Source organism: Paeniroseomonas aquatica (assembly GCF_030409335.1).
Lineage (GTDB): Bacteria > Pseudomonadota > Alphaproteobacteria > Acetobacterales > Acetobacteraceae > Belnapia > Belnapia aquatica.
The window spans coordinates 21,224-39,165 of record NZ_JAUFPN010000090.1 but is presented as its reverse complement, the minus strand read 5'-3'; the positions used below and the strand labels follow the sequence as shown (position 1 = coordinate 39,165).

The 17,942-nt window shown below is 71.6% G+C and carries 19 protein-coding genes, 1 tRNA gene and 1 pseudogene; 13 read left to right on the top strand and 8 right to left on the bottom strand.

Going from position 1 to position 17,942, the window contains the following annotated elements; all coding sequences use genetic code 11:
* The first annotated feature begins 63 nt into the window (after positions 1–63).
* Complete coding sequence (locus tag QWZ14_RS08690) at positions 64–1,038, top strand: Bug family tripartite tricarboxylate transporter substrate binding protein (RefSeq protein WP_290316238.1); 975 nt, start codon at positions 64–66, stop codon at positions 1,036–1,038.
* A gap of 9 nt (positions 1,039–1,047) precedes the next feature.
* Here the strand turns inward: QWZ14_RS08690 and QWZ14_RS08685 are convergent, their stop codons facing one another.
* The 4 genes from QWZ14_RS08685 to QWZ14_RS08670 all read right to left on the bottom strand — a co-directional run bounded on the left by QWZ14_RS08685 (position 1,048) and on the right by QWZ14_RS08670 (position 3,830).
* Positions 1,048–1,482, bottom strand: a complete 435-nt coding sequence (locus QWZ14_RS08685; protein ID WP_290316237.1) for a thioredoxin domain-containing protein — start codon at positions 1,480–1,482, stop codon at positions 1,048–1,050.
* Positions 1,483–1,568: 86 nt separating this feature from the next.
* Positions 1,569–1,715: a hypothetical protein gene (locus QWZ14_RS08680; RefSeq protein WP_290316236.1), complete on the bottom strand. Its 147-nt coding sequence runs from the start codon at positions 1,713–1,715 to the stop codon at positions 1,569–1,571.
* Positions 1,716–1,823: 108 nt separating this feature from the next.
* Entirely contained in the window at positions 1,824–3,245 is a 1,422-nt protein-coding gene (gene glnA, locus QWZ14_RS08675; protein ID WP_290316235.1) for a type I glutamate--ammonia ligase, read from the bottom strand.
* Between the two features lie 246 nt (positions 3,246–3,491).
* Positions 3,492–3,830, bottom strand: coding sequence for a P-II family nitrogen regulator (locus QWZ14_RS08670; protein WP_290316240.1), 339 nt, complete (start codon positions 3,828–3,830; stop codon positions 3,492–3,494).
* A gap of 383 nt (positions 3,831–4,213) precedes the next feature.
* Here QWZ14_RS08670 and QWZ14_RS08665 point away from each other — a divergent pair, with 383 nt between their 5' ends.
* From QWZ14_RS08665 to QWZ14_RS08655, 3 genes are all read left to right on the top strand, one after another.
* Entirely contained in the window at positions 4,214–5,410 is a 1,197-nt protein-coding gene (locus tag QWZ14_RS08665) for an aminotransferase (protein WP_290316234.1), read from the top strand.
* 49 nt (positions 5,411–5,459) lie between these two features.
* Positions 5,460–5,535 (top strand) — tRNA-His (locus QWZ14_RS08660).
* Between the two features lie 70 nt (positions 5,536–5,605).
* Positions 5,606–6,391, top strand: coding sequence for an SDR family oxidoreductase (locus QWZ14_RS08655; RefSeq protein WP_290316233.1), 786 nt, complete (start codon positions 5,606–5,608; stop codon positions 6,389–6,391).
* 44 nt (positions 6,392–6,435) lie between these two features.
* Here the strand turns inward: QWZ14_RS08655 and QWZ14_RS08650 are convergent, their stop codons facing one another.
* Positions 6,436–6,789, bottom strand: a complete 354-nt coding sequence (locus QWZ14_RS08650; RefSeq protein ID WP_290316232.1) for a hypothetical protein — start codon at positions 6,787–6,789, stop codon at positions 6,436–6,438.
* Positions 6,790–6,920: 131 nt separating this feature from the next.
* Between QWZ14_RS08650 and QWZ14_RS08645 the strand changes: the two genes are divergently transcribed.
* From QWZ14_RS08645 to QWZ14_RS08610, 9 genes and pseudogenes are all read left to right on the top strand, one after another.
* Positions 6,921–7,733: an aspartate dehydrogenase gene (locus QWZ14_RS08645; RefSeq protein WP_290316231.1), complete on the top strand. Its 813-nt coding sequence runs from the start codon at positions 6,921–6,923 to the stop codon at positions 7,731–7,733.
* 5 nt (positions 7,734–7,738) lie between these two features.
* Entirely contained in the window at positions 7,739–8,908 is a 1,170-nt protein-coding gene (locus tag QWZ14_RS08640; protein ID WP_290316230.1) for an aminotransferase, read from the top strand.
* Complete coding sequence (locus QWZ14_RS08635) at positions 8,905–9,972, top strand: NAD(P)H-dependent flavin oxidoreductase (RefSeq protein WP_290316229.1); 1,068 nt, start codon at positions 8,905–8,907, stop codon at positions 9,970–9,972. Before QWZ14_RS08640 ends, QWZ14_RS08635 begins: the two co-directional genes overlap by 4 nt.
* 61 nt (positions 9,973–10,033) lie before the next feature.
* On the top strand, positions 10,034–11,095 hold the full coding sequence (locus QWZ14_RS08630) for a TauD/TfdA family dioxygenase (RefSeq protein ID WP_290316228.1): 1,062 nt from the start codon (positions 10,034–10,036) through the stop codon (positions 11,093–11,095).
* Positions 11,007–11,534 (top strand): annotated as a pseudogene (locus tag QWZ14_RS31955) (Bug family tripartite tricarboxylate transporter substrate binding protein); the annotation flags it as partial. The gene QWZ14_RS08630 and the pseudogene QWZ14_RS31955, both read left to right, overlap by 89 nt.
* A gap of 6 nt (positions 11,535–11,540) precedes the next feature.
* Positions 11,541–11,747 (top strand): hypothetical protein, encoded by a 207-nt coding sequence (locus QWZ14_RS08625; protein WP_290316227.1) that lies wholly within the window; start codon positions 11,541–11,543, stop codon positions 11,745–11,747.
* A complete protein-coding gene (locus QWZ14_RS08620; protein ID WP_290316226.1) occupies positions 11,747–13,075 on the top strand; it encodes an LLM class flavin-dependent oxidoreductase in 1,329 nt (442 codons plus the stop codon). The genes QWZ14_RS08625 and QWZ14_RS08620 overlap by 1 nt, the downstream gene beginning before the upstream one ends.
* A gap of 81 nt (positions 13,076–13,156) precedes the next feature.
* Positions 13,157–14,740 (top strand): ABC transporter substrate-binding protein, encoded by a 1,584-nt coding sequence (locus QWZ14_RS08615; RefSeq protein WP_290316225.1) that lies wholly within the window; start codon positions 13,157–13,159, stop codon positions 14,738–14,740.
* 39 nt (positions 14,741–14,779) lie between these two features.
* Positions 14,780–15,775, top strand: a complete 996-nt coding sequence (locus QWZ14_RS08610; RefSeq protein WP_290316224.1) for a 2-hydroxyacid dehydrogenase — start codon at positions 14,780–14,782, stop codon at positions 15,773–15,775.
* A 3-nt stretch (positions 15,776–15,778) separates the two neighbouring features.
* Here QWZ14_RS08610 and QWZ14_RS08605 read toward each other — a convergent pair whose 3' ends face one another.
* From QWZ14_RS08605 to QWZ14_RS08595, 3 genes are read right to left on the bottom strand one after another with little or no spacing between them, the layout of a single operon-like run.
* Positions 15,779–16,507: a haloacid dehalogenase type II gene (locus tag QWZ14_RS08605; protein ID WP_290316223.1), complete on the bottom strand. Its 729-nt coding sequence runs from the start codon at positions 16,505–16,507 to the stop codon at positions 15,779–15,781.
* A 16-nt stretch (positions 16,508–16,523) separates the two neighbouring features.
* Positions 16,524–17,492 carry a tripartite tricarboxylate transporter substrate binding protein gene (locus QWZ14_RS08600; RefSeq protein ID WP_290316222.1) on the bottom strand — a complete coding sequence of 323 codons (969 nt, stop codon included), beginning with the start codon at positions 17,490–17,492 and terminating at the stop codon, positions 16,524–16,526.
* 52 nt (positions 17,493–17,544) lie between these two features.
* Positions 17,545–17,937 carry a Zn-ribbon domain-containing OB-fold protein gene (locus QWZ14_RS08595; RefSeq protein WP_290316221.1) on the bottom strand — a complete coding sequence of 131 codons (393 nt, stop codon included), beginning with the start codon at positions 17,935–17,937 and terminating at the stop codon, positions 17,545–17,547.
* Positions 17,938–17,942: the final 5 nt, after the last annotated feature.

Sequence of the window (17,942 nt, the reverse complement as noted above, 5' to 3'; positions counted from 1 at the left end):
CAGACCGGTTAGCCAGACAGTCCGGTCACAGACCCTAGGCTCCCGCCCCGGGGAGGACACCGCATGACCGCGTGGAAGCATGCCTGCGGCGCGCTGCTGGCCGCGGTCCTGGGCCTGGCGGCCCCGGCCGGGGCGCAGGACTACCCGAGCCGCCCGGTGACCATCACCGTCTGCTTCCCGCCCGGCGCCAGCACCGACACCATCGCCCGCCGCATCGCCGAACGGCTGACCGCCGGCCTCGGCCGGCCGGTGGTGGTGGACAACCGCGGCGGCGCCGGCGGCAACATCGCCGCCTCCCTCGTCGCCAAGGCTCAGCCGGATGGCCACAGCCTGCTGTTCTGCGCCACCGCCGGGCTGGTCATCGCCGCCGCCGCGCGCAGCCCGCTCGACTTCGACCCGCAGCGCGACCTGGCGCCGGTCGCCCCGGTCGGCGCGCTGACCGTGCTGCTGCTCACCCGGCCTTCGCTGCCGGTGCGGACGCTGCAGGAATTCCTCGCCCATGCCCGGGCTAGGCCGGGCCAGATGAATTTCGCCAGCATCGGCGTCGGCAGCTCCTTCCACCTGGGGCTCGAGCAGATGAACGCCGCCGCCGGGGTGGCCATGACGCACATCCCCTTCCGCGGCGGCGGCCAGGCGGTGCCGGAGCTGCTGGCCGGGCGGCTGGATGGCATGTTCGCCTCATGGTCCCTGGCCAGGCCGCATGTCGAGGCCGGCACGCTCCGCCCGCTCGCGGTCGCCGGCGACGAACGCTACGCCGGGCTGCCCGAGGTCCCCACGCTGGCCGAGGCCGGGCTGCCCGGCATCTGGCTGCAGGAGGGCCTGGGCATCTTCGCCCCGGGCGGCACCCCGGCCGCCATCATCGCCCGGCTGAATGCCGAGATCACCCGCATCATCGGCGATCCCGCCCTGCGGGACTGGCTGATCGCCCAGGGCGTGCCGCCCGCCCCGGCCTCACCGGAGGCCTTCCGCGGCCAGCTGCAGGCCGGCGTCGGCACCATCGAGGCGCTGCTCCGCCGCATCGACCTGAAGCTCGACTGAGCCGGCGGCTCAGACCGCGCGGCGCGCCCAGTCGGCGATCTGCCGCGCCGGCATGACGCCGCTTTGCCGCGCCCGCTCGGCCCCGCCCGCGAACAGCGCCAGGGTCGGGATGCTGCTGATGCGGAACTCCTGCGCGACGGCCGGGGCTTCCTCGGTGGAGAGTTTCACCAGCCGCATCCCCGGCTCCAGCATGGCCGCGGCGGCGGCGAATTCCGGCGCCATGGTGCGGCAGGGCCCGCACCAGGAGGCCCAGAAGTCCACCAGCAGCGGGATGCCGCTGAGCTTCAGGTGCCGGCGGAAGCGCGCCTCATCCAGCGCGACCGGCTTGCCCGAGAACAGCGGGAATTTGCAGACGCCGCAGCGCGGCCCGTCGCCCAGCCTGGCGGTCGGCACCCGGTTGATGGCGTCGCATTCGGTGCAGAGGATCTGGGTGGCGTCGGTCATGGCTTTCCCCCGGCCGGGCTACGGCGTCACCGGCGAGATAGGCATCCTTCCGGGCCGGAACCAGCCCCGCGGCGGCTGGCCGGGGCTCAGCAGCCGGTGACCCGGCCCGAGGCGATGCAATCCTGGTAGGACATCGCCCGCTGCACGGCGGGGAACAGGAAATACCCGCCGACCAGCACGGCGAGGATGACGAGAATCCCGATCACCCCGCCGTAGTCCCGTCGCTGCGCCATGCCTCATCTCCGCCGCCCGGACGAAAGCCGGGCCGGGTTGTCGCCAACCCGGCCCGGCTCCTGGTCGCAACAGGGTCGCCGGCCCCCGCGGGGGCCGGCCTTGGCCGATCAGACCGAGTAGTACATCTCGAACTCGACCGGGTGCGGGGTGTGCTCGAAGCGGTAGACGTCGGCCCACTTCAGCTCGATGTAGCTCTCGATCTGGTCCTTCGAGAAGACGCCGCCCTCGAGCAGGAAGTCGTGGTCGGCGGCCAGCGCGCCGAGCGCCTCGCGGAGCGAGCCGCAGACCGTCGGGATGCCCTTCAGCTCCTCGGGGGGCAGGTCGTACAGGTCCTTGTCCATGGGGTCGCCGGGGTGGATCTTGTTCTTGATCCCGTCCATCGCCGCCATGGTCAGCGCCGCATAGGCGAGATAGGGGTTCGCGGAGGGGTCCGGGAACCGCACCTCGACCCGCTTGGCCTTCGGGCTGGTGGTGTAGGGGATGCGGCAGGAGGCCGACCGGTTGCGGGCCGAATAGGCCAGCAGCACGGGGGCCTCGAAGCCCGGGATCAGCCGCTTGTAGCTGTTGGTCGAGGGGTTGGTGAAGGCATTCACCGCCTTGGCGTGCTTGATGATGCCGCCGATGGCGTAGATGCACATCTCGGACAGGTCGGCGTAGCCGTTGCCCGCGAACATCGGCTTGCCTTCCTTCCAGATGGAAAGATGGGTGTGCATGCCGGAGCCGTTGTCGCCGTAGATCGGCTTCGGCATGAAGGTCGCGGTCTTGCCGTAGCTGTGGGCGACGTTGTGGACGCAGTACTTGTAGATCTGCATCTGGTCGGCCATCGTCGTCAGCTTGCCGAAGCGGGTGCCCAGCTCATGCTGCGACTGCGCCACCTCATGGTGGTGCTTCTCGCCCGGCAGGCCCATCTCGATCATGGTCGAGAGCATCTCGGCGCGCAGGTCGGCATCGCCATCGACCGGCGCCACCGGGAAGTAGCCGCCCTTGACGCCGGGGCGGTGGCCCATGTTGCCCTCGGGGTAGTCCTTCAGGGAGGAGCCGGGGCCCTCGACGCTGTCGAGCTGGTAGGTGCCGAAGTTGCCGCCGGTGCCGAACTTCACGCTGTCAAAGATGAAGAACTCGGCCTCGGCGCCCACCAGCACGGTGTCGCCGACGCCGGAGGAGGCGACATAGGCCTCGGCCAGCTTGGCGGTCGCGCGCGGGTCGCGGGCGTAGAACTGGCCGGTCGAGGGCTCGATGATGTCGCAGATCAGGATCAGCTGCGGCTTGGCCGAGAACGGGTCCATCGTGGCCGTCTCGGGATCCGGCATGAGGATCATGTCGGACTCGTTGATCGCCTTCCAGCCGGCGATGGAGGAGCCGTCGAACATGATGCCGTCGACGAAATTATCCTCGTCCACGGTCGAGACGTGCTGCGCGGTGTGCTGCCACTTGCCCTTCGGGTCGGTGAAGCGGAAGTCCACGTACTCGACGCTGTGCTCCTTGATCATCTCCATGACCTTGGAGACGGCGGCTGCCTTGTCCGACATGCGCTTGTATCCTGTACCCTTGGTTGGTCCCGGAGCCCCTTGCGGGACCCCCACGATGCCCCCTGCCGCGCCACGGCCCCCATGGCCCGTGGCGCGACCCGACCGGCGCGTCGCCCCGTACTCCGGGGCTGCGCGACGATCGGGCTTCAGACCGCCGGCCGTGGGTGCAAGCCGGCCGCGGCTTATCCTGTCTCGTGATGCACCATTCCGGGTTTCGCTGAAATCCGGAAAAGCGAATCCCGGCCGCTAGACCGCGTCGTCGCCCCGTTCGCCGGTGCGGATGCGGATCACTTCCTGGATCTCCGAGATGAAGATCTTGCCGTCGCCGATCCGGCCGGTGCGGGCCGCCTGCGAGATCGCCTCCACGGCGCGGTCCACCAGGTCATCGCTGCAGACCACCTCGATCTTCACCTTCGGCAGGAAATCGACGACGTACTCGGCCCCGCGGTAGAGTTCCGTATGGCCCTTCTGGCGCCCGAAGCCCTTCGCCTCGACGACGGTGAGCCCCTGCAGCCCTATCTCGTGCAGGGCATCCTTCACTTCGTCGAGCTTGAAGGGCTTGATGATGGCCTCGATCTTTTTCATCGGCTCCGCTTTGCGTTCCAGCGTGTTGGTCCCCACCCGGTCGATCCTGCCATGGCCCGATCCCGCGAGGGGCTCCGATCCTGCACTGATGTCCGATTTGGCTTCCGGCCTGACGCTTCCCTCGGCGGGCACCCGTTGCGCCATCGCCGTCCCGGGGGTGTTTTGCACGCCCCGTGCCACCGGTTCAATCGGCCCCGCCCCGGGATTCCCGAGGTTTTCATGCGGGCAGCGCCTGCCCTGCCGGCAGATCGCCCACAAAACGGGCAAACGCCGTCTGGCCTCCCCGGCCCTCGGCTGTAGCCGGGCGGGCGCCGATGCGTATGATGGGGCCAGGCCGCGCGGCGACGCCCGGCCATCCCATTGACTTGGAAGGGTTTGGGCGGATGAAGCCCCAGAACGATCTGCTATCCGCCACCGGCACCACCATCTTCACGGTGATGAGCGCGCTCGCGGTCCAGCATGATGCCATCAACCTCGGCCAGGGCTTCCCCGACTACGAAGGGCCCGCCGATGTGGTCGAGGCCGCCGCCGCCGCCCTGAAGGACAACCGCAACCAGTACCCGCCGATGACCGGGCTGCCGGAGCTGCGCCAGGCCGTCTCCAGCCACAACAGGCGCTTCTACGGGATCGAGGCCGACCCCAATGGCGAGGTCATCGTCACCTCCGGCGCCACCGAGGCGATCACCGCCTGCCTGATGGCCGTGCTCAACCCCGGCGACGAATGCGTGCTGATCGAGCCGCTCTACGACACCTACCTGCCGGTGGTGAAGCTGCTGGGCGCGATCCCCCGCCTGGTCCGGCTCAGCCCGCCCAATTGGGCGCTGCCGCGGGCCGAGCTGGCCGCCGCCTTCGGCCCGAAGACCAAGGCCATCCTGTTCAATTCCCCGATGAACCCGACCGGCAAGGTCTTCACCGCCGCCGAGCTGGCCTTCATCGCCGACCTCGTCGCCAAGCACGACTGCTACGCGATCTGCGACGAGGTCTATGAGCATCTGACCTTCGACGGCTGGAAGCACATCCCGCTGATGACCCTGCCGGGCATGCGCGAGCGCTGCATGCGGATCGGCTCGGCCGGCAAGACCTTCAGCCTGACCGGCTGGAAGGTCGGCTACATCACCTGCGACCGCTCATTGGCCGGCAACGTCGCCAAGGCGCACCAGAACCTGACCTTCACCACCCCGCCCAACCTGCAGCGCGGCGTGGCGGTCGGGCTGATGAAGGAGGACAGCTACTTCGCCGGACTCTCCGCCACGCTGGAGGCCAAGCGGGACCGCCTGGCGAAGGGCTTGGCCGAGCTCGGCTTCGGGGTGCTGCCGACCCAGGGCAGCTACTTCATCACCACGGATTTCCGGCCTTTGGGCTTCAACGGCGACGACGTCGCCTTCTGCCGGGCGCTGACCGAGGAGGCCAAGGTGACCGCCATCCCGGTCACCGCCTTCTATGCCTCCGAGGATGCCCCCGGCCACTATGCCCGCTTCGCCTTCTGCAAGGGGGACGCCATCATCGACGCCGCCCTGGAGCGGATGCGCATCTGGGTGGAGGCGCGTGGCGGCCGGCAGTTGACGGCAGCCGCCGGCTAGCCGTATTCCCTCCCCCCGCAGCGGTGCCAGACCGCGGCGGGTTCGTGTGGCGGCCTTAGCTCAGCTGGCAGAGCGTCGGCTTGTGGTGCCGAATGTCACGGGTTCGAGCCCCGTAGGTCGCCCCATCCCCTCCCTTTCCCCTTTGATCCGCCCGCGGCAGGATGCGGCCCGACCAAATCATCGGGGGAAGCATCCATGCAATTATCAGTCGCCGGGCGCGTCGCGCTCATCACCGGCGGGTCGAAGGGCCTCGGCCTGGCCATGGCGCAGGCCTTCGCCGCGGCCGGCGGGGCGGTCGCCATCGTCGCCCGCGGCGCCGAATCCCTGGCCGCGGCGGAAGCCGGGATCAAGGCCGCGACGCCGGGCGCCCAGGTCGCTGCCATCAGCGCCGACATCGGCACCGCCGCGGGCTGCGAGGCGGCCTTCGCCGAGGCGGAGGCCAAGCTCGGCAAGGTCGACATCCTCATCAACAACGCCGGCACCAGCCAGCGCGGCCCCTTCCTCGAGGTGACCGACGCGCTCTGGCAGAACGACCTGGACCTGAAGCTCTTCGCCGCCATCCGGCTGGGACGCCTGGTCTGGCCGGGGATGCAGTCCCGCCGCTGGGGCCGCATCATCAACGTGCTGAACACCGGCGCCAAGGCGCCGCCGGCCGAGGGGGCACCCACCGCCGTCTCCCGCGCCGCCGGCATGGCCCTGACCAAGGTCCAGGCCAACGAGGGTGCGAAGCACAACATCCTGGTCAATGCCATGCTGGTCGGGCTGATCGACAGTGACCAGCACCGCCGCCGCCATGCGGCGAGCAAGACCAACGAGAGCTACGAGGAATGGCTGGGCAAGCTGGGCGCGGCGCTGCCGATGGGCCGCTACGGCCGCCCGGAGGAATTCGCCGCGATGGCGCTGTTCCTGTGCAGCGAGGGCGGCGGCTACATCGCCGGCACGGCCATCAACGTGGACGGCGGGCGGAGCCCGGTGGTCTGAGGCAAGCCCGGGGGCCGCGGCGTGCCGCGACCCCCAGCCCTTTCCTACCGCCGGGCCGGATTGGCGCCCGAGGTGTTCGAGCCGGTGGCGCGGTCATAGGCCCGCTCCGCGGCCGTGCCCGGCGGATTGCCGCGGGTGCCGTCGCGCTGCGACGGATAGGCGCCCGAGGTGTCGGTGCCGGCGGCGCGGTCGAGGGCGCGCTCGGCGGCGGTGCCGCTCGGGTTGCCGCGGGTGCCGTCGGCCGGGGTCGCCGGGCTGCCAGTGGCCCGGTCATAGGCCCGCTGGGTCGCCGTGCTCGGCGGGTTGCCGCGGGTGCCGTCGCGCGTGCTGTCACAGGCGGCGAGCGTGGTCAGCACCGCGGCAGCGGCGAGGCCGCGCAGCAGGGGGCTAACGGTCATGGACTGGCTCCTTGGTCTGTTTCGGACCCGCATCTCGGCTGGTCGTTGCGCTTAAAGCGCTGCATGGCCCAAGGTTCCCCTCCCGACAGGCATCGGTTACATCCCCAGGACAGCTGGCAGGAGACAGTCCCATGGCCGCAACACTCACCGTCGCCATCGGCGGGCTTGGCGCCATCGGCGCGCATCTCGCCCGAGCCCTGGACGCAGGAGTTGAGGGATTGCGCCTCACCGCCGTCGCCGCCCGGGACCAGGACAAGGCCCGCCGGACCATCGCCGGCTTCCGCTCCAGGCCCGCCCTCGTCTCGCTGGCACAGCTGGCGGATCACGCGGATGTCATCGTCGAGGCCGCCCCCGCCGCGGTCTTCGAGGAGATCGCCGAGGCCGCCATCGGCCGCGGCCGCATCTTCGTCCCCTCCTCGGTCGGCGCCCTGCTGCCGCGCATGCACCTCATCGCCCGGGCGCGGGAGACCGGCGCCCGCATCATCGTCCCGACCGGCGCCCTGCTCGGGCTGGATGCGGTCCGTGCCGCCGCCGAGGGCGAGGTCGCCAGCGTCACCATCGAGACCCGCAAGCCGCCGCGCGGCCTGGAGGGCGCGCCCTACCTCATCGAGAACGGCATCGACGTGCTCGGCATCACCACCGCCAGGCTGGTCTTCAAGGGCAATGCCTTCGACGCGGCGCGCGGCTTCCCGGCCAATGTCAACGTCGCCGCCGCCCTGGCGCTGGCCGGCATCGGGCCGGAGCGCACCATGGTCGAGATCTGGGGCGACCCGGGGGTGACCCGCAACACCCATACCATCCGGGTCGAGGCCGCCAGCGCCCGGTTGACCATGACCATCGAGAATGTCCCGAGCGAGGAGAACCCCCGCACCGGCAGGATCACGCCGCTTTCCATCCTCGCCTGCCTGCGGGGCCTCACCAGCACGCTGAAGGTCGGCAGCTAGCGGCGATGCTGCCGCTCTCGCCGCGCATCCGCGCCACCGCCGCCCCGGCCATCCCGACGGCCCGCGGCTGGGCGGCGCGCTATGCCGGCCAGGCCGGGCCGCTGATCGACCTGACCCAGGCGGTGCCGGGCTATCCGCCGCACCCGGACCTGCTGGCGATGCTGGCCGAGATGGCGGGCAGCCGCGCCGCGGCCGGCTACGGCCCGATCGACGGCGACCTCGCCCTGCGGGAGGCGCTGGCCGGGGACATGGCCGGCTTCTACGGCGCACCCATCGCCGCGCCTGATCTCGCCATCACCGCCGGCTGCAACCTCGCCTTCTCGATGGTGATGACGGTGCTGGCGGGCCAAGGCGAGCGGGTGATCCTGCCGACGCCCTGGTACTTCAACCACCGCATGGCGCTGGAGATGGCCGGCATCCCGGTGCTGCCGCTGCCCTGCCGCGCCGAGGACGGCTTCGTCCCCGATCCCGACCGCGTCGAAGCCGCGCTGCGCGAGGGCGCCCGCGCCCTGGTGCTGGTCAGCCCGAACAACCCGACTGGCGCGGTCTATCCCGCGGCCGTCATCGCCCGCTGCGCCGCGCTCTGCCGGCAGTACGGCGCCTGGCTGGTGCTGGACGAGACCTACCGGGACTTCCTGCCCGCGGAGTCCTCGCCGCCGCATGCGCTGTTCCAGGACCCGGCCTGGCGCGACGGGCTGATCCACCTCTACAGCTTCTCCAAGGCCTATTGCATCCCGGGCCACCGGGTCGGCGCCATCGCCTGCGGCCCGGGCTTCCGGGCGGAGCTGCTGAAGGCGCTGGATACCCAGCAGATCTGCCCGCCCCGCGCCGCCCAGGCCGCGCTCACCTGGGCCATCCCGGCGCTGGGCGAGTGGCGGGCGGGCAACCGCGCCATCATGGCCGAGCGCGGCGTGGCCTTCCGCCGCGCCGCCGCCCAGCTGCCGGGCTGGCGGCTGGACGCGCTGGGCGCCTATTTCGGCTACCTCCGCGTGCCCGAGGACGGCCCGGATGCCATGGAGGTCGCCGAGACCCTGGCGGCCGAGCGCGGGCTGCTCGGCCTGCCCGGCCCCTTCTTCGGCCCCGGCCAGGAACGGCACATCCGCCTCGCCTTCGCCAATGCCGGGATCCGGGCGATCGGCGCCATCCCCGCCCGCCTGACGGAGGCCACCGCATGACCACCCCGCGCCAGCGTGCCGAGGCCTTCTGCGCCCGCTTCGGCCTGCGCGCCCCGATCCTGCAGGCCCCCATGGCCAGCGCCAGCCCGGCGCCCCTGGCCGCCGCCGTCGCCAGCGCCGGCGGCATGGGCGGCTTCGGCGCGCTGATGAGCAGCCCGGAGCAGATCCGCGCCTGGGCCAGCGACTTCCGCGGCCGCAGCAACGGCGCCTTCCAGGTGAACCTCTGGATGCCCGACCCCGCCCCGGTACGCGACGCCGCGCATGAGGCCAGGGTGCGCGAGGCCCTGGCGGGGCTGGCCGGCGAGCCCATCCCCGAGCCCGGGCCCGGCCCCTTCGTCGCCGATTTCGCGGCGCAAGTGGATGCGCTGCTGGAGGCCCGCCCGCCCGTCGCCTCCACCATGATGGGCGTCTTCCCGCCCGAGGCCGCCGCCCGCCTCGCCGCCGCCGGCATCCCCTGGTTCGGCTGCGCCACGACGGTCGCCGAGGCCCGCGCCGCCGAGGCGGCCGGGGCCGCCGCCGTGGTGGCGCAAGGGGCCGAAGCCGGCGGCCACCGCGGCAGCTACGACCAGGCCGCGGCCGAGGGCCAGCTCAATGGCCTCTTTGCCCTGCTGCCGCAGGTGGCGGATGCGGTCGGCATCCCCGTCATCGCCGCCGGCGGCATCATGGACGGGCGCGGCATCGCCGCGGCGCTGCTGCTGGGGGCGAGCGCGGCGCAGCTCGGCACCGCCTTCCTCCGCTGCCCGGAAACCCGGCTCAATCCGCATTATGCCGCGGCCCTGGCCAGCGCCAGGCCGGAGGATACCGTGCTGACCCGCGGCTTCTCCGGCCGCCTCGCCCGCGGCCTGCGCAATGCGGTGACGGAGGCCTTCGCCGGCGACCTGCCGCCCGCGCCCTATCCGGTGCAGCGTGCGCTCATGGTCAAGGTCCGCGCCGCCGCCGAGGCCGCGGGCGATGTCTCCCGCATGCAGGCCTGGGCCGGGCAGGGCGCCGCCCTCGGCACCGCCGAGCCGGCCGCCGAGCTGGTCCGCCGCCTGTGGGCGGAGGCCGAGGCGCTGCTGGCCTGACCCAACTGGCAAATCCCCCGGCGCGCTCCTAGCATCGCCGGCAAAAGGGGGAGACGCCGCCATGGCCGCAACACGCAGGCTGCAACCGGTCGAGGGACCGCAGGTCTGGTACGGGCCGGAGGTCGCGGCGCGGCGCGACTGGATCCGCCCGCTGACGCCCGCCGAGATCGCCGCGCTCGAGGCCGCCGTGGCCCGGCTGGATGCGACCGGCATCGATATCGCGGCGATCGGCCCGCAGCATCTGCAGGTGCCCGAATTGCAGCCGCTGGTCGAGGAGGTGCGGCAGGCCGTGCTGCATGGCCGCGGCTTCCTGCTGGTGCGCGGCGTGCCGGTGCACCGCTGGAGCATCCGCCAATGCGCCATCGCCTATTTCGGCCTCGGCACCCTGCTGGGGGAGCCGGTGTCGCAGAATGCGATGGGGCATATCCTGGGACACGTGAAGGACATCGGCGCCGACTACGCCCGGCCGGAGCACCGCGGCTACCAGACCGCGGCGCGGCTGCCCTACCACTGCGACAGCTCGGACATCGTCGCCCTGCTCTGCCTGAAACCGGCCAGGGCGGGCGGCAAGTCGAGCCTCGTCAGCGCCTGGACCCTGTACAACGAGATGCTGCGGCGCCACCCGGGGCTGCTGCCGGAATTGCTGCAGCCGGTCTACCGCGACCGGCGGGGCGAGGTGCCGGAGGGGGCGGAGCCCTGGTACGCGGTGCCGGTCTTCACCCCGATGCCGGATGGCGGGCTGGTGGCCACCTACGTCCGCAGCGCCATGCGCAAGGCCCAGCGCTTCCCCGAGGTGCCGCGCAGCACGCCGGCGCTGGAGGCGGCCTGCGACGCCCTGGATGCACTGGCCGAGGACCCGGCGATCCACCTCGACATGGATTTCCGGCCCGGCGACATGCAGTTCGTCAGCAACCACTGGATCATGCATTCGCGCACGGCCTACGAGGACTTCCCCGACCCGGAGCGGCGTCGTCACCTATTGCGACTTTGGCTCGCTTGCGATGACGGCCCTCCGTTGCCGGACGTTTACCTGCATGCTTGGCAAGGGGCGACAGGCAAGGGACGGCCCGCCGGCATCCGTGTGCCGGGCGTCAAGCTCAATGCCCCACTCGATGCCGAGTAGGATGGCCTCATTCCTACGCCGAGCAGCCCTGCTCAGTGCGCTGGGACTGCCTACAGTGGCGCAAGCGCAGCAGGGCGTGGCCGACCAGTGGCCGACACGATCGATCCGCCTCATCGTGCCCTACCCGCCCGGCGGCACAACGGACATCGTGGCGCGCCGGTACGCCGACTTCCTCCGCGCTAGGATCAGGCAACCAATCGTCGTGGAGAACCGGGCAGGCGCCACGACGAATATCGGGACGGAGGCTGCCGTGCGATCCGCGCCCGACGGTTATACCCTCCTCCTCGGAACGACGGCACTCGCCAGTAATCCAGTTTACGGACCGGCGCCGGGTTTCGATCCAATCACAGCGCTCGATCCCGTCGGCTTGATCACCGACATCCCGTATCTTGTCGCGGCCAATCCCCGCTTCCCGGCAAAAAGCGCACAGGAGATGATCACGNTCATGCATTCGCGCACGGCCTACGAGGACTTCCCCGACCCCGCCGACCGCCGCCACCTGTTCCGGCTCTGGCTGGCCTGCCCGGACGGGCCGGCGCTGCCGGCGGTCTATACCGCCGCCTGGCAGGGCGCGACGGCCGGGGGCCGGCCGGCCGGCATCCGGGTGGCCAGCGTGCCGCTCTCGGCGCCGCTGGATGCGGGATGGGGCTGATGCGTCAGCTCCACCTCAACCTCTTCATCCATGGCCGGGGACACCACGAGGCCGCCTGGCGGCATCCGGCGGCCTCGCCGCTGGGGCTGGCGGATATCCGCTACTACACCGGCCTGGCGCAGCAGGCCGAGGCGGGGCTCTTCGACAGCATCTTCCTCGCCGATACGCTCGCGGTCGGCGACGACGTGGCCCATGCGCCGCGCGCCTGGCTGGAGCCGGTGACGGCGCTGGCGGCGATCGCCGGGGCGACGCGGCGGATCGGGCTGATCGCCACCTGCTCCACCACCTATACCGAGCCCTACAACCTCGCCCGGCAATTCGCCTCGCTCGACCACATCAGCGGCGGCCGGGTCGGCTGGAACATCGTCACCACCTGGCTGGCCGCGGCGGGCAGGAACTACGGGGAGGAGGCCCAGCCGAGCCACGCCGGACGCTATGCCCGGGCCGAGGAATACATGCAGGCCGTCACCGCGCTTTGGGACAGCTGGGCGGATGACGCGGTGCTGGATGACCGCGCGGCGGGGCGCTACGCCGCGCCGGGGCGCATCCGCCGCATCGACCACGCCGGCGCGCACTACCGCGTCGCGGGGCCGCTCAACCTGCCGCGCGGGCCGCAGGGCAGGCCGGTCTTCGTCCAGGCCGGCTCCTCCGAGACCGGCCGGGGCTTCGCCGCGCGGCACGCGGAGGCGGTCTTCACCGCGCAGATGGAGAAGGCGACGGCGGTGGAATTCTACGCCGACCTCAAGGCGCGGGCGGCGGCGCTGGGCCGGCCGGCGAACCAGGTGCTGGTGCTGCCCGGCCTCTGCCCCGTCATCGGCGGCACCGAGGCGGAGGCGCAGCGGATCTGGCGCGAGCTGGGCGACCTCTCGGACCCGGAGGTGGGGCGGCAGCGGCTGTCCGGCCGCTTTGGCGGGCATGACTTCACCCACCTGCCGCTCGACCGGCCGCTGGCGCCGGAGGATTTCCCCGACCCGGCGACGGTGCAGGCGGCGCGCAGCCGGACCGAGGTGATCGTCGGGCTGGTGCGGCGCGAGGCGCCGACGCTGCGGCAATTGCTCGACTACCTCGCCGGCGCCCGCGGCCATTTCGTCACCCTCGGCACGCCGGAGCAGGTCGCCGACCTGATCGAGGACTGGTTCACCACCGGCGCCGCCGATGGCTTCAACCTGATGCCGCCGGTGCTGCCGGCGATGCTCGGCGGCTTCATCGAGCAGGTGGTGCCGCTGCTGCAGCGGCGCGGGCTGTTCCGCCGCGAATACGGCGCCGAGACGCTGCGCGGGCATTACGGGCTGCCGCGGCCGGAGGCGCGGTTCCCGGGGCATCCCTGATCACCGCCGCGCAGCGCGATCCCTTCTACCCCGGGCGGAAGGATGGCAGCATGGTCCCGGATACGTCCGGGAGCTACCGCCATGCAAAGACGCAGCCTGCTCAAGGCCGCCGCCCTGCCTGCCCTGCCGCTCTCCGGGCCGGCCATCGGCCAGAACATGCGGGCCCGCACCCTGCGCATGGTGCCGCAGGCCAACCTCACCTCGCTCGACCCGATCTGGACCACCGCCGGGGTCACCGAGAACCACGGCTGGACGATCTTCGACACGCTCTATGGCCTGTCCGACGACCTGCAGGTGCGGCCGCAGATGGCGGAGGGGCATCAGGTCTCGGACGACCGGCGGAGCTGGACCATCCGGCTGCGGGAAGGCCTGCGCTTCCACGACGGCGAGCCGGTGCTGGCCCGCGACTGCGCCGCCAGCCTCGCCCGCTGGGCGCGGCGCGACACCTTCGGCCAGTCGCTCGGCGCGGTGGCGGAGGCCTTCGAGGCGGTGGACGACCGCACCATCCGCATCCGCCTGAAGTCGCCCTTCCCGCTGCTGCTGGAGGCGCTGGCCAAGCCCTTCGCCAATGCCAGCTTCATCATGCCGGAACGCCTGGCGAAGACCGATCCCTTCCAGCAGGTGACGGAGATGGTCGGCTCCGGCCCCTACCGCTTCGTCGCCGACGAGTACATCTCGGGCAGCCGCGTGGTCTATGCGAAGCACGACGGCTACGTGCCGCGCGGCGAGCCGCCGAGCCGCACCGCCGGCGGCAAGGTGGCGCATTTCGACCGCATCGAATGGACCGTCATCCCGGATAGCGCCACCGCCTCCGCCGCGCTGCAATCCGGCGAGATCGACTGGTGGGAACAGGTCAACCCCGACCTCATCCCGGTGCTGCGGCGGACCCGCGGCGTGACCATCGAGGTCATCAATACCCTGGGCTACATCGGCTTCAGCCGGTTCAACCACCTGAACCCGCCCTTCGACAATCCGGCCATCCGCCGCGCGGCGCTGCACGCGATCAACCAGGAGGACTACGTCCGCGCGGTGACCGGCAACGACCCGGAGGCCTGGCGCACCTGCCATTCCATGTGGCCCTGCGGCACGCCCTATGGGACGACCACGGGATCCGACGCCCTGGCCGGGCCGCGCGACCCGGAGCGGGTGCGCGGCATGCTGCGGGACGCCGGCTACAAGGGGGAGAAGGTCGTCATCATCAACCCGACCGACTTCCCGACCATCGGCCCCTTCGGCCAGATCCTGGCCGATGCGCTGCGCCGCTGCGGCATGACCGTCGAGCTGCAGGAGATGGACTGGGGCAGCCTGGTGCAGCGCCGCGTCAGCAAGGAGCCGGTGGAGAAGGGCGGCTGGAGCATCTTCCACACCTGGTGGCCGGGCATCTCCATCATCAACCCGGCGGTCAACGCCCCCATCCGCGGCACCGGGGAGCGCGGCTGGTTCGGCTGGTACAGGAACGACCGGGTGGAGGCGCTGAGCGCCGAATGGCTGCTGGCGGAGACGGAGGCCGAGCGGGGGCGGCTGGCCGAGGCGATCCAGCAGGAAAGCTGGCAGAACGTGCCCTTCCTGCCGCTCGGCCAGTTCTTCATCCGCACCGCGCATCGCGGGCTGACCGGCGTGCTGAAGGGGACCTCGCCCTATCCGTGGAATGTCAGGCGGGCCTGATCGCCGTTCGATACGGGCCACCCCGAAGGGAATACGCCCATGCAGGTCGTCGTCTTCAGCACCAAGCCCTATGACCGGCAATTCCTCGATGCCGCCAATGTCGGGCGGCACCAGCTGCGCTACGTCGAGGCGCGGCTCTCGCCCGAGACCGCCCTGCTGGCCCAGGGCGCCGAGGCGGTCTGCGCCTTCGTCAACGACCAGGCCCCGGCCGAGGTGCTGGAGGTGCTGGCCGGCCTCGGCATCCGGCTGCTGGCGCTGCGCTCCGCCGGCTTCAACAATGTCGACCTGACCGCGGCGCGGCGCCTGGGCATCCAGGTGGCGCGGGTGCCGGCCTATTCGCCGGCGGCGGTCGCCGAGCATACCGTGGCGCTGATCCTGGGCCTGAACCGCCGCATCCACCGCGCCTACAACCGGGTGCGGGAGGGCAATTTCGCGCTCGACGGGTTGCTCGGCTTCGACCTCAAGGGCCGCCGGGTCGGCATTATCGGGACCGGCCGCATCGGGGTCGCGGTCGCGCGCATCATGCAGGGCTTCGGCTGCCGGGTGCTGGCGCATGATCCCTGGCCCTCGGCGGAAGGGCTGGCGCTCGGCCTCGACTACGTCGCGCTCGGCGCGCTGCTGGCGCAGGCCGATATCGTCACCCTGCATTGCCCGCTGACGCCGCAGACCCGCCACCTGATCGACGCGGCGGCGCTGGCCCGCATGAAGCGGGGCGCCATGCTGGTGAATACCAGCCGCGGCGCCCTGGTCGACACGCGCGCCGTCATCGAGGGCCTGAAGTCCGGCGCGATCGGCCTGCTCGGCCTCGATGTCTACGAGGAGGAGAGCGAGCTGTTCTTCGAGGATCTGTCCGGCCAGGTGCTGCAGGACGATGTCTTCGCGCGGCTGCTGACCTTCCCCAACGTGCTGATCACCGCCCACCAGGGCTTCTTCACCACCGAGGCGCTGACGGCGATCGCCGAGACCACCATCGGCAACCTCACCGCCTTCGCCGGCACCGGCCGCGCCTTGCACGAGGTCCCGGCCCCCGGCTGACCGCTACCCCTCCGCGCGCAGCTCGGCCCGGTGGGCCTCGACCAGCGCGGCCATGCCGGGGAAGTGGAAGACGATCCGGGCCTCCTTCGGCGGAGGCGGGGTGGCGCCCCAGCCGGCCAGGCCTTGCCGCCGGTCGATCCAGGCGCAGGCCAGCCCGGCCTCGGTCGCCGGGACATGGTCGTGGAACAGGCTCTGCGCGGTATGCAGGATATCCGCGCGGCCGAAGCCGAGCCCGGCCAGCTTGTCCAGCAGGTAGTCGAAATTCGCCGGGTCCGGCTTGTAGGAGCCGACATCCTGCGCGGTGCAGATCAGGTCGAATTCCACGCCCAGCCGCCGGTTGCTGGCGGCGAAGCCGGTGCGGTCGACGTTCGAGAGGATCACCAGCCGGAAGTGCTGCTTCAGATAGGCCAGCGCTTCGGCGGAATCGGGAAAGGCCGGCCAGTCCGGGACCGAGGCGCCGAAGGCGGCATCGGCCGCTGGGTCCGGCGCCGCGCCCCAGAGGGTCGCGAGCCGGCCGTGCACCACCGCCAGCAGCTCGGAATAGACCATGCCGGGGGTGGCGGCCTGCTGGCGCGATTCATGCGCCCCGAAGGCCTCGAGCGCCGCATCGCGCCCGGGCGGGGCGGGAAGGCGGGCAAGCAGCGGCTGCAGGGCGGCGAAGATGCCGCTCTCCCAGTCGATCAGCGTGCCGTAGCAGTCGAAGGTCAGGACCTTGAAATCCGTCAGCCGCATCATCCGCTCCCTGGCCTCAATCGGCGCGGATCGCATTGTCCCGCACCACCTTCCCCCAGATCTCCACCTGCTGGTCGATGAAGGCGGCCAGCGCCGGCGGGTCGGACAGCACCAGCCGGGCCTGCTGGTTCTCCTCCATCTGCTGGCGGAGGCGTGGCTCGTTCAGCGTCTCCCGCAAGGCCGCATTCATCCGGGCGACCAGCGGCGCCGGCGTGCCGGCCGGGGCGAACACGCCCCACCAGGCCTCCGCCTGCAGCCCGGGGAAGCCGGATTCCTCCGCGGTCGGGATATCCTTCAGCGCCGGCAGCCGCTCCGGCCCGAACTGGCCGATGGCCCGCAGGCTGCCGCCGCTGATATGCGGCGCCAGCAGCGCGGCGCTGCCGATCATCACCTCGATATGCCCGGCGATGGTGTCGTTCACCGCCAGCCCGCCGCCGCGATAGGCCAGATGCGGCATGGAGGTGCCGGTGCGCGCCTGCAGCAGCATCATCGTGAGGTGGCCGAGCGTGCCGTTGCCGGTCGAGCCATAGGAGACGCCGTCCGGCTTCGCCTTCGCCGCCGCCACCAGATCGGTCAGGCTGCGATAGGGCTTGTCCGGCCGCGTGGCGAGGACATAGGGCGCGCCGCCGATCAGCATGACCGGATCGAGATCCTTGGTCAGGTTGAAGGGCAGGCTCGCCAGCAGCGCCGGCAGGGTCGCGTGGCTGTCGAAGGTGAGCAGCCAGGTGAGGCCGTCGGGCGCCGCCTTGGCGACCGCATCGGTGCCGATCGAGCCGGCGGCGCCGGAGCGGTTCTCCACCACCACCGGCTGGCCGAAGCGCTGGGTCAGCCCCGGCGTCACCAGCCGCGCCACGGCATCGGTGGAGCCGCCGGCGGCGAAGGGGACGATGATGCGGATCGGGCCGGCGGGCTGCGCGCCGGCGCCGGCTGCCAGCGATGCGGCGGCGAGGCCGAGGGCGGCACGGCGCGAAAGACGTTGAGTCACGAGGGGTCCTTTCGGGAAGGGGCCGCACCCTGCGGCGCGGCCCCGTCTGACATCAGGCCGGCTTGAAGACCGGGTAGGGCGGGCCGTCGTCCTGGGTCGGCCGCCAAGTGAGCTGGACCTTGTCGCCGATGGCGACCTTGTCGAAGTCGCACTCGACGATGTTGGTCATCATCGTCGGGCCCTCCTCCAGGGTCACATAGGCGATCGCATAGACCTCCGGCGCCCGCTTCATGACGCTGACGCTGTAGATCGTGCCGCGGCCGGGGCTCTCGACCCATTCCGTGGTCTCGCTCATGCAGTGCGGGCAGCAGGCGCGGGGGTACCAGTGCGCCTTGCCGCAGGAGGTGCATGTCTTGATCAGGAATTTCCCCTGCCGCGCCGCCGCCCAGAAGGGCTCGGTCTCCGGCGAGGACATCGGCGCGGGGATGCTGCGTTCCTTGGCCATCGGCT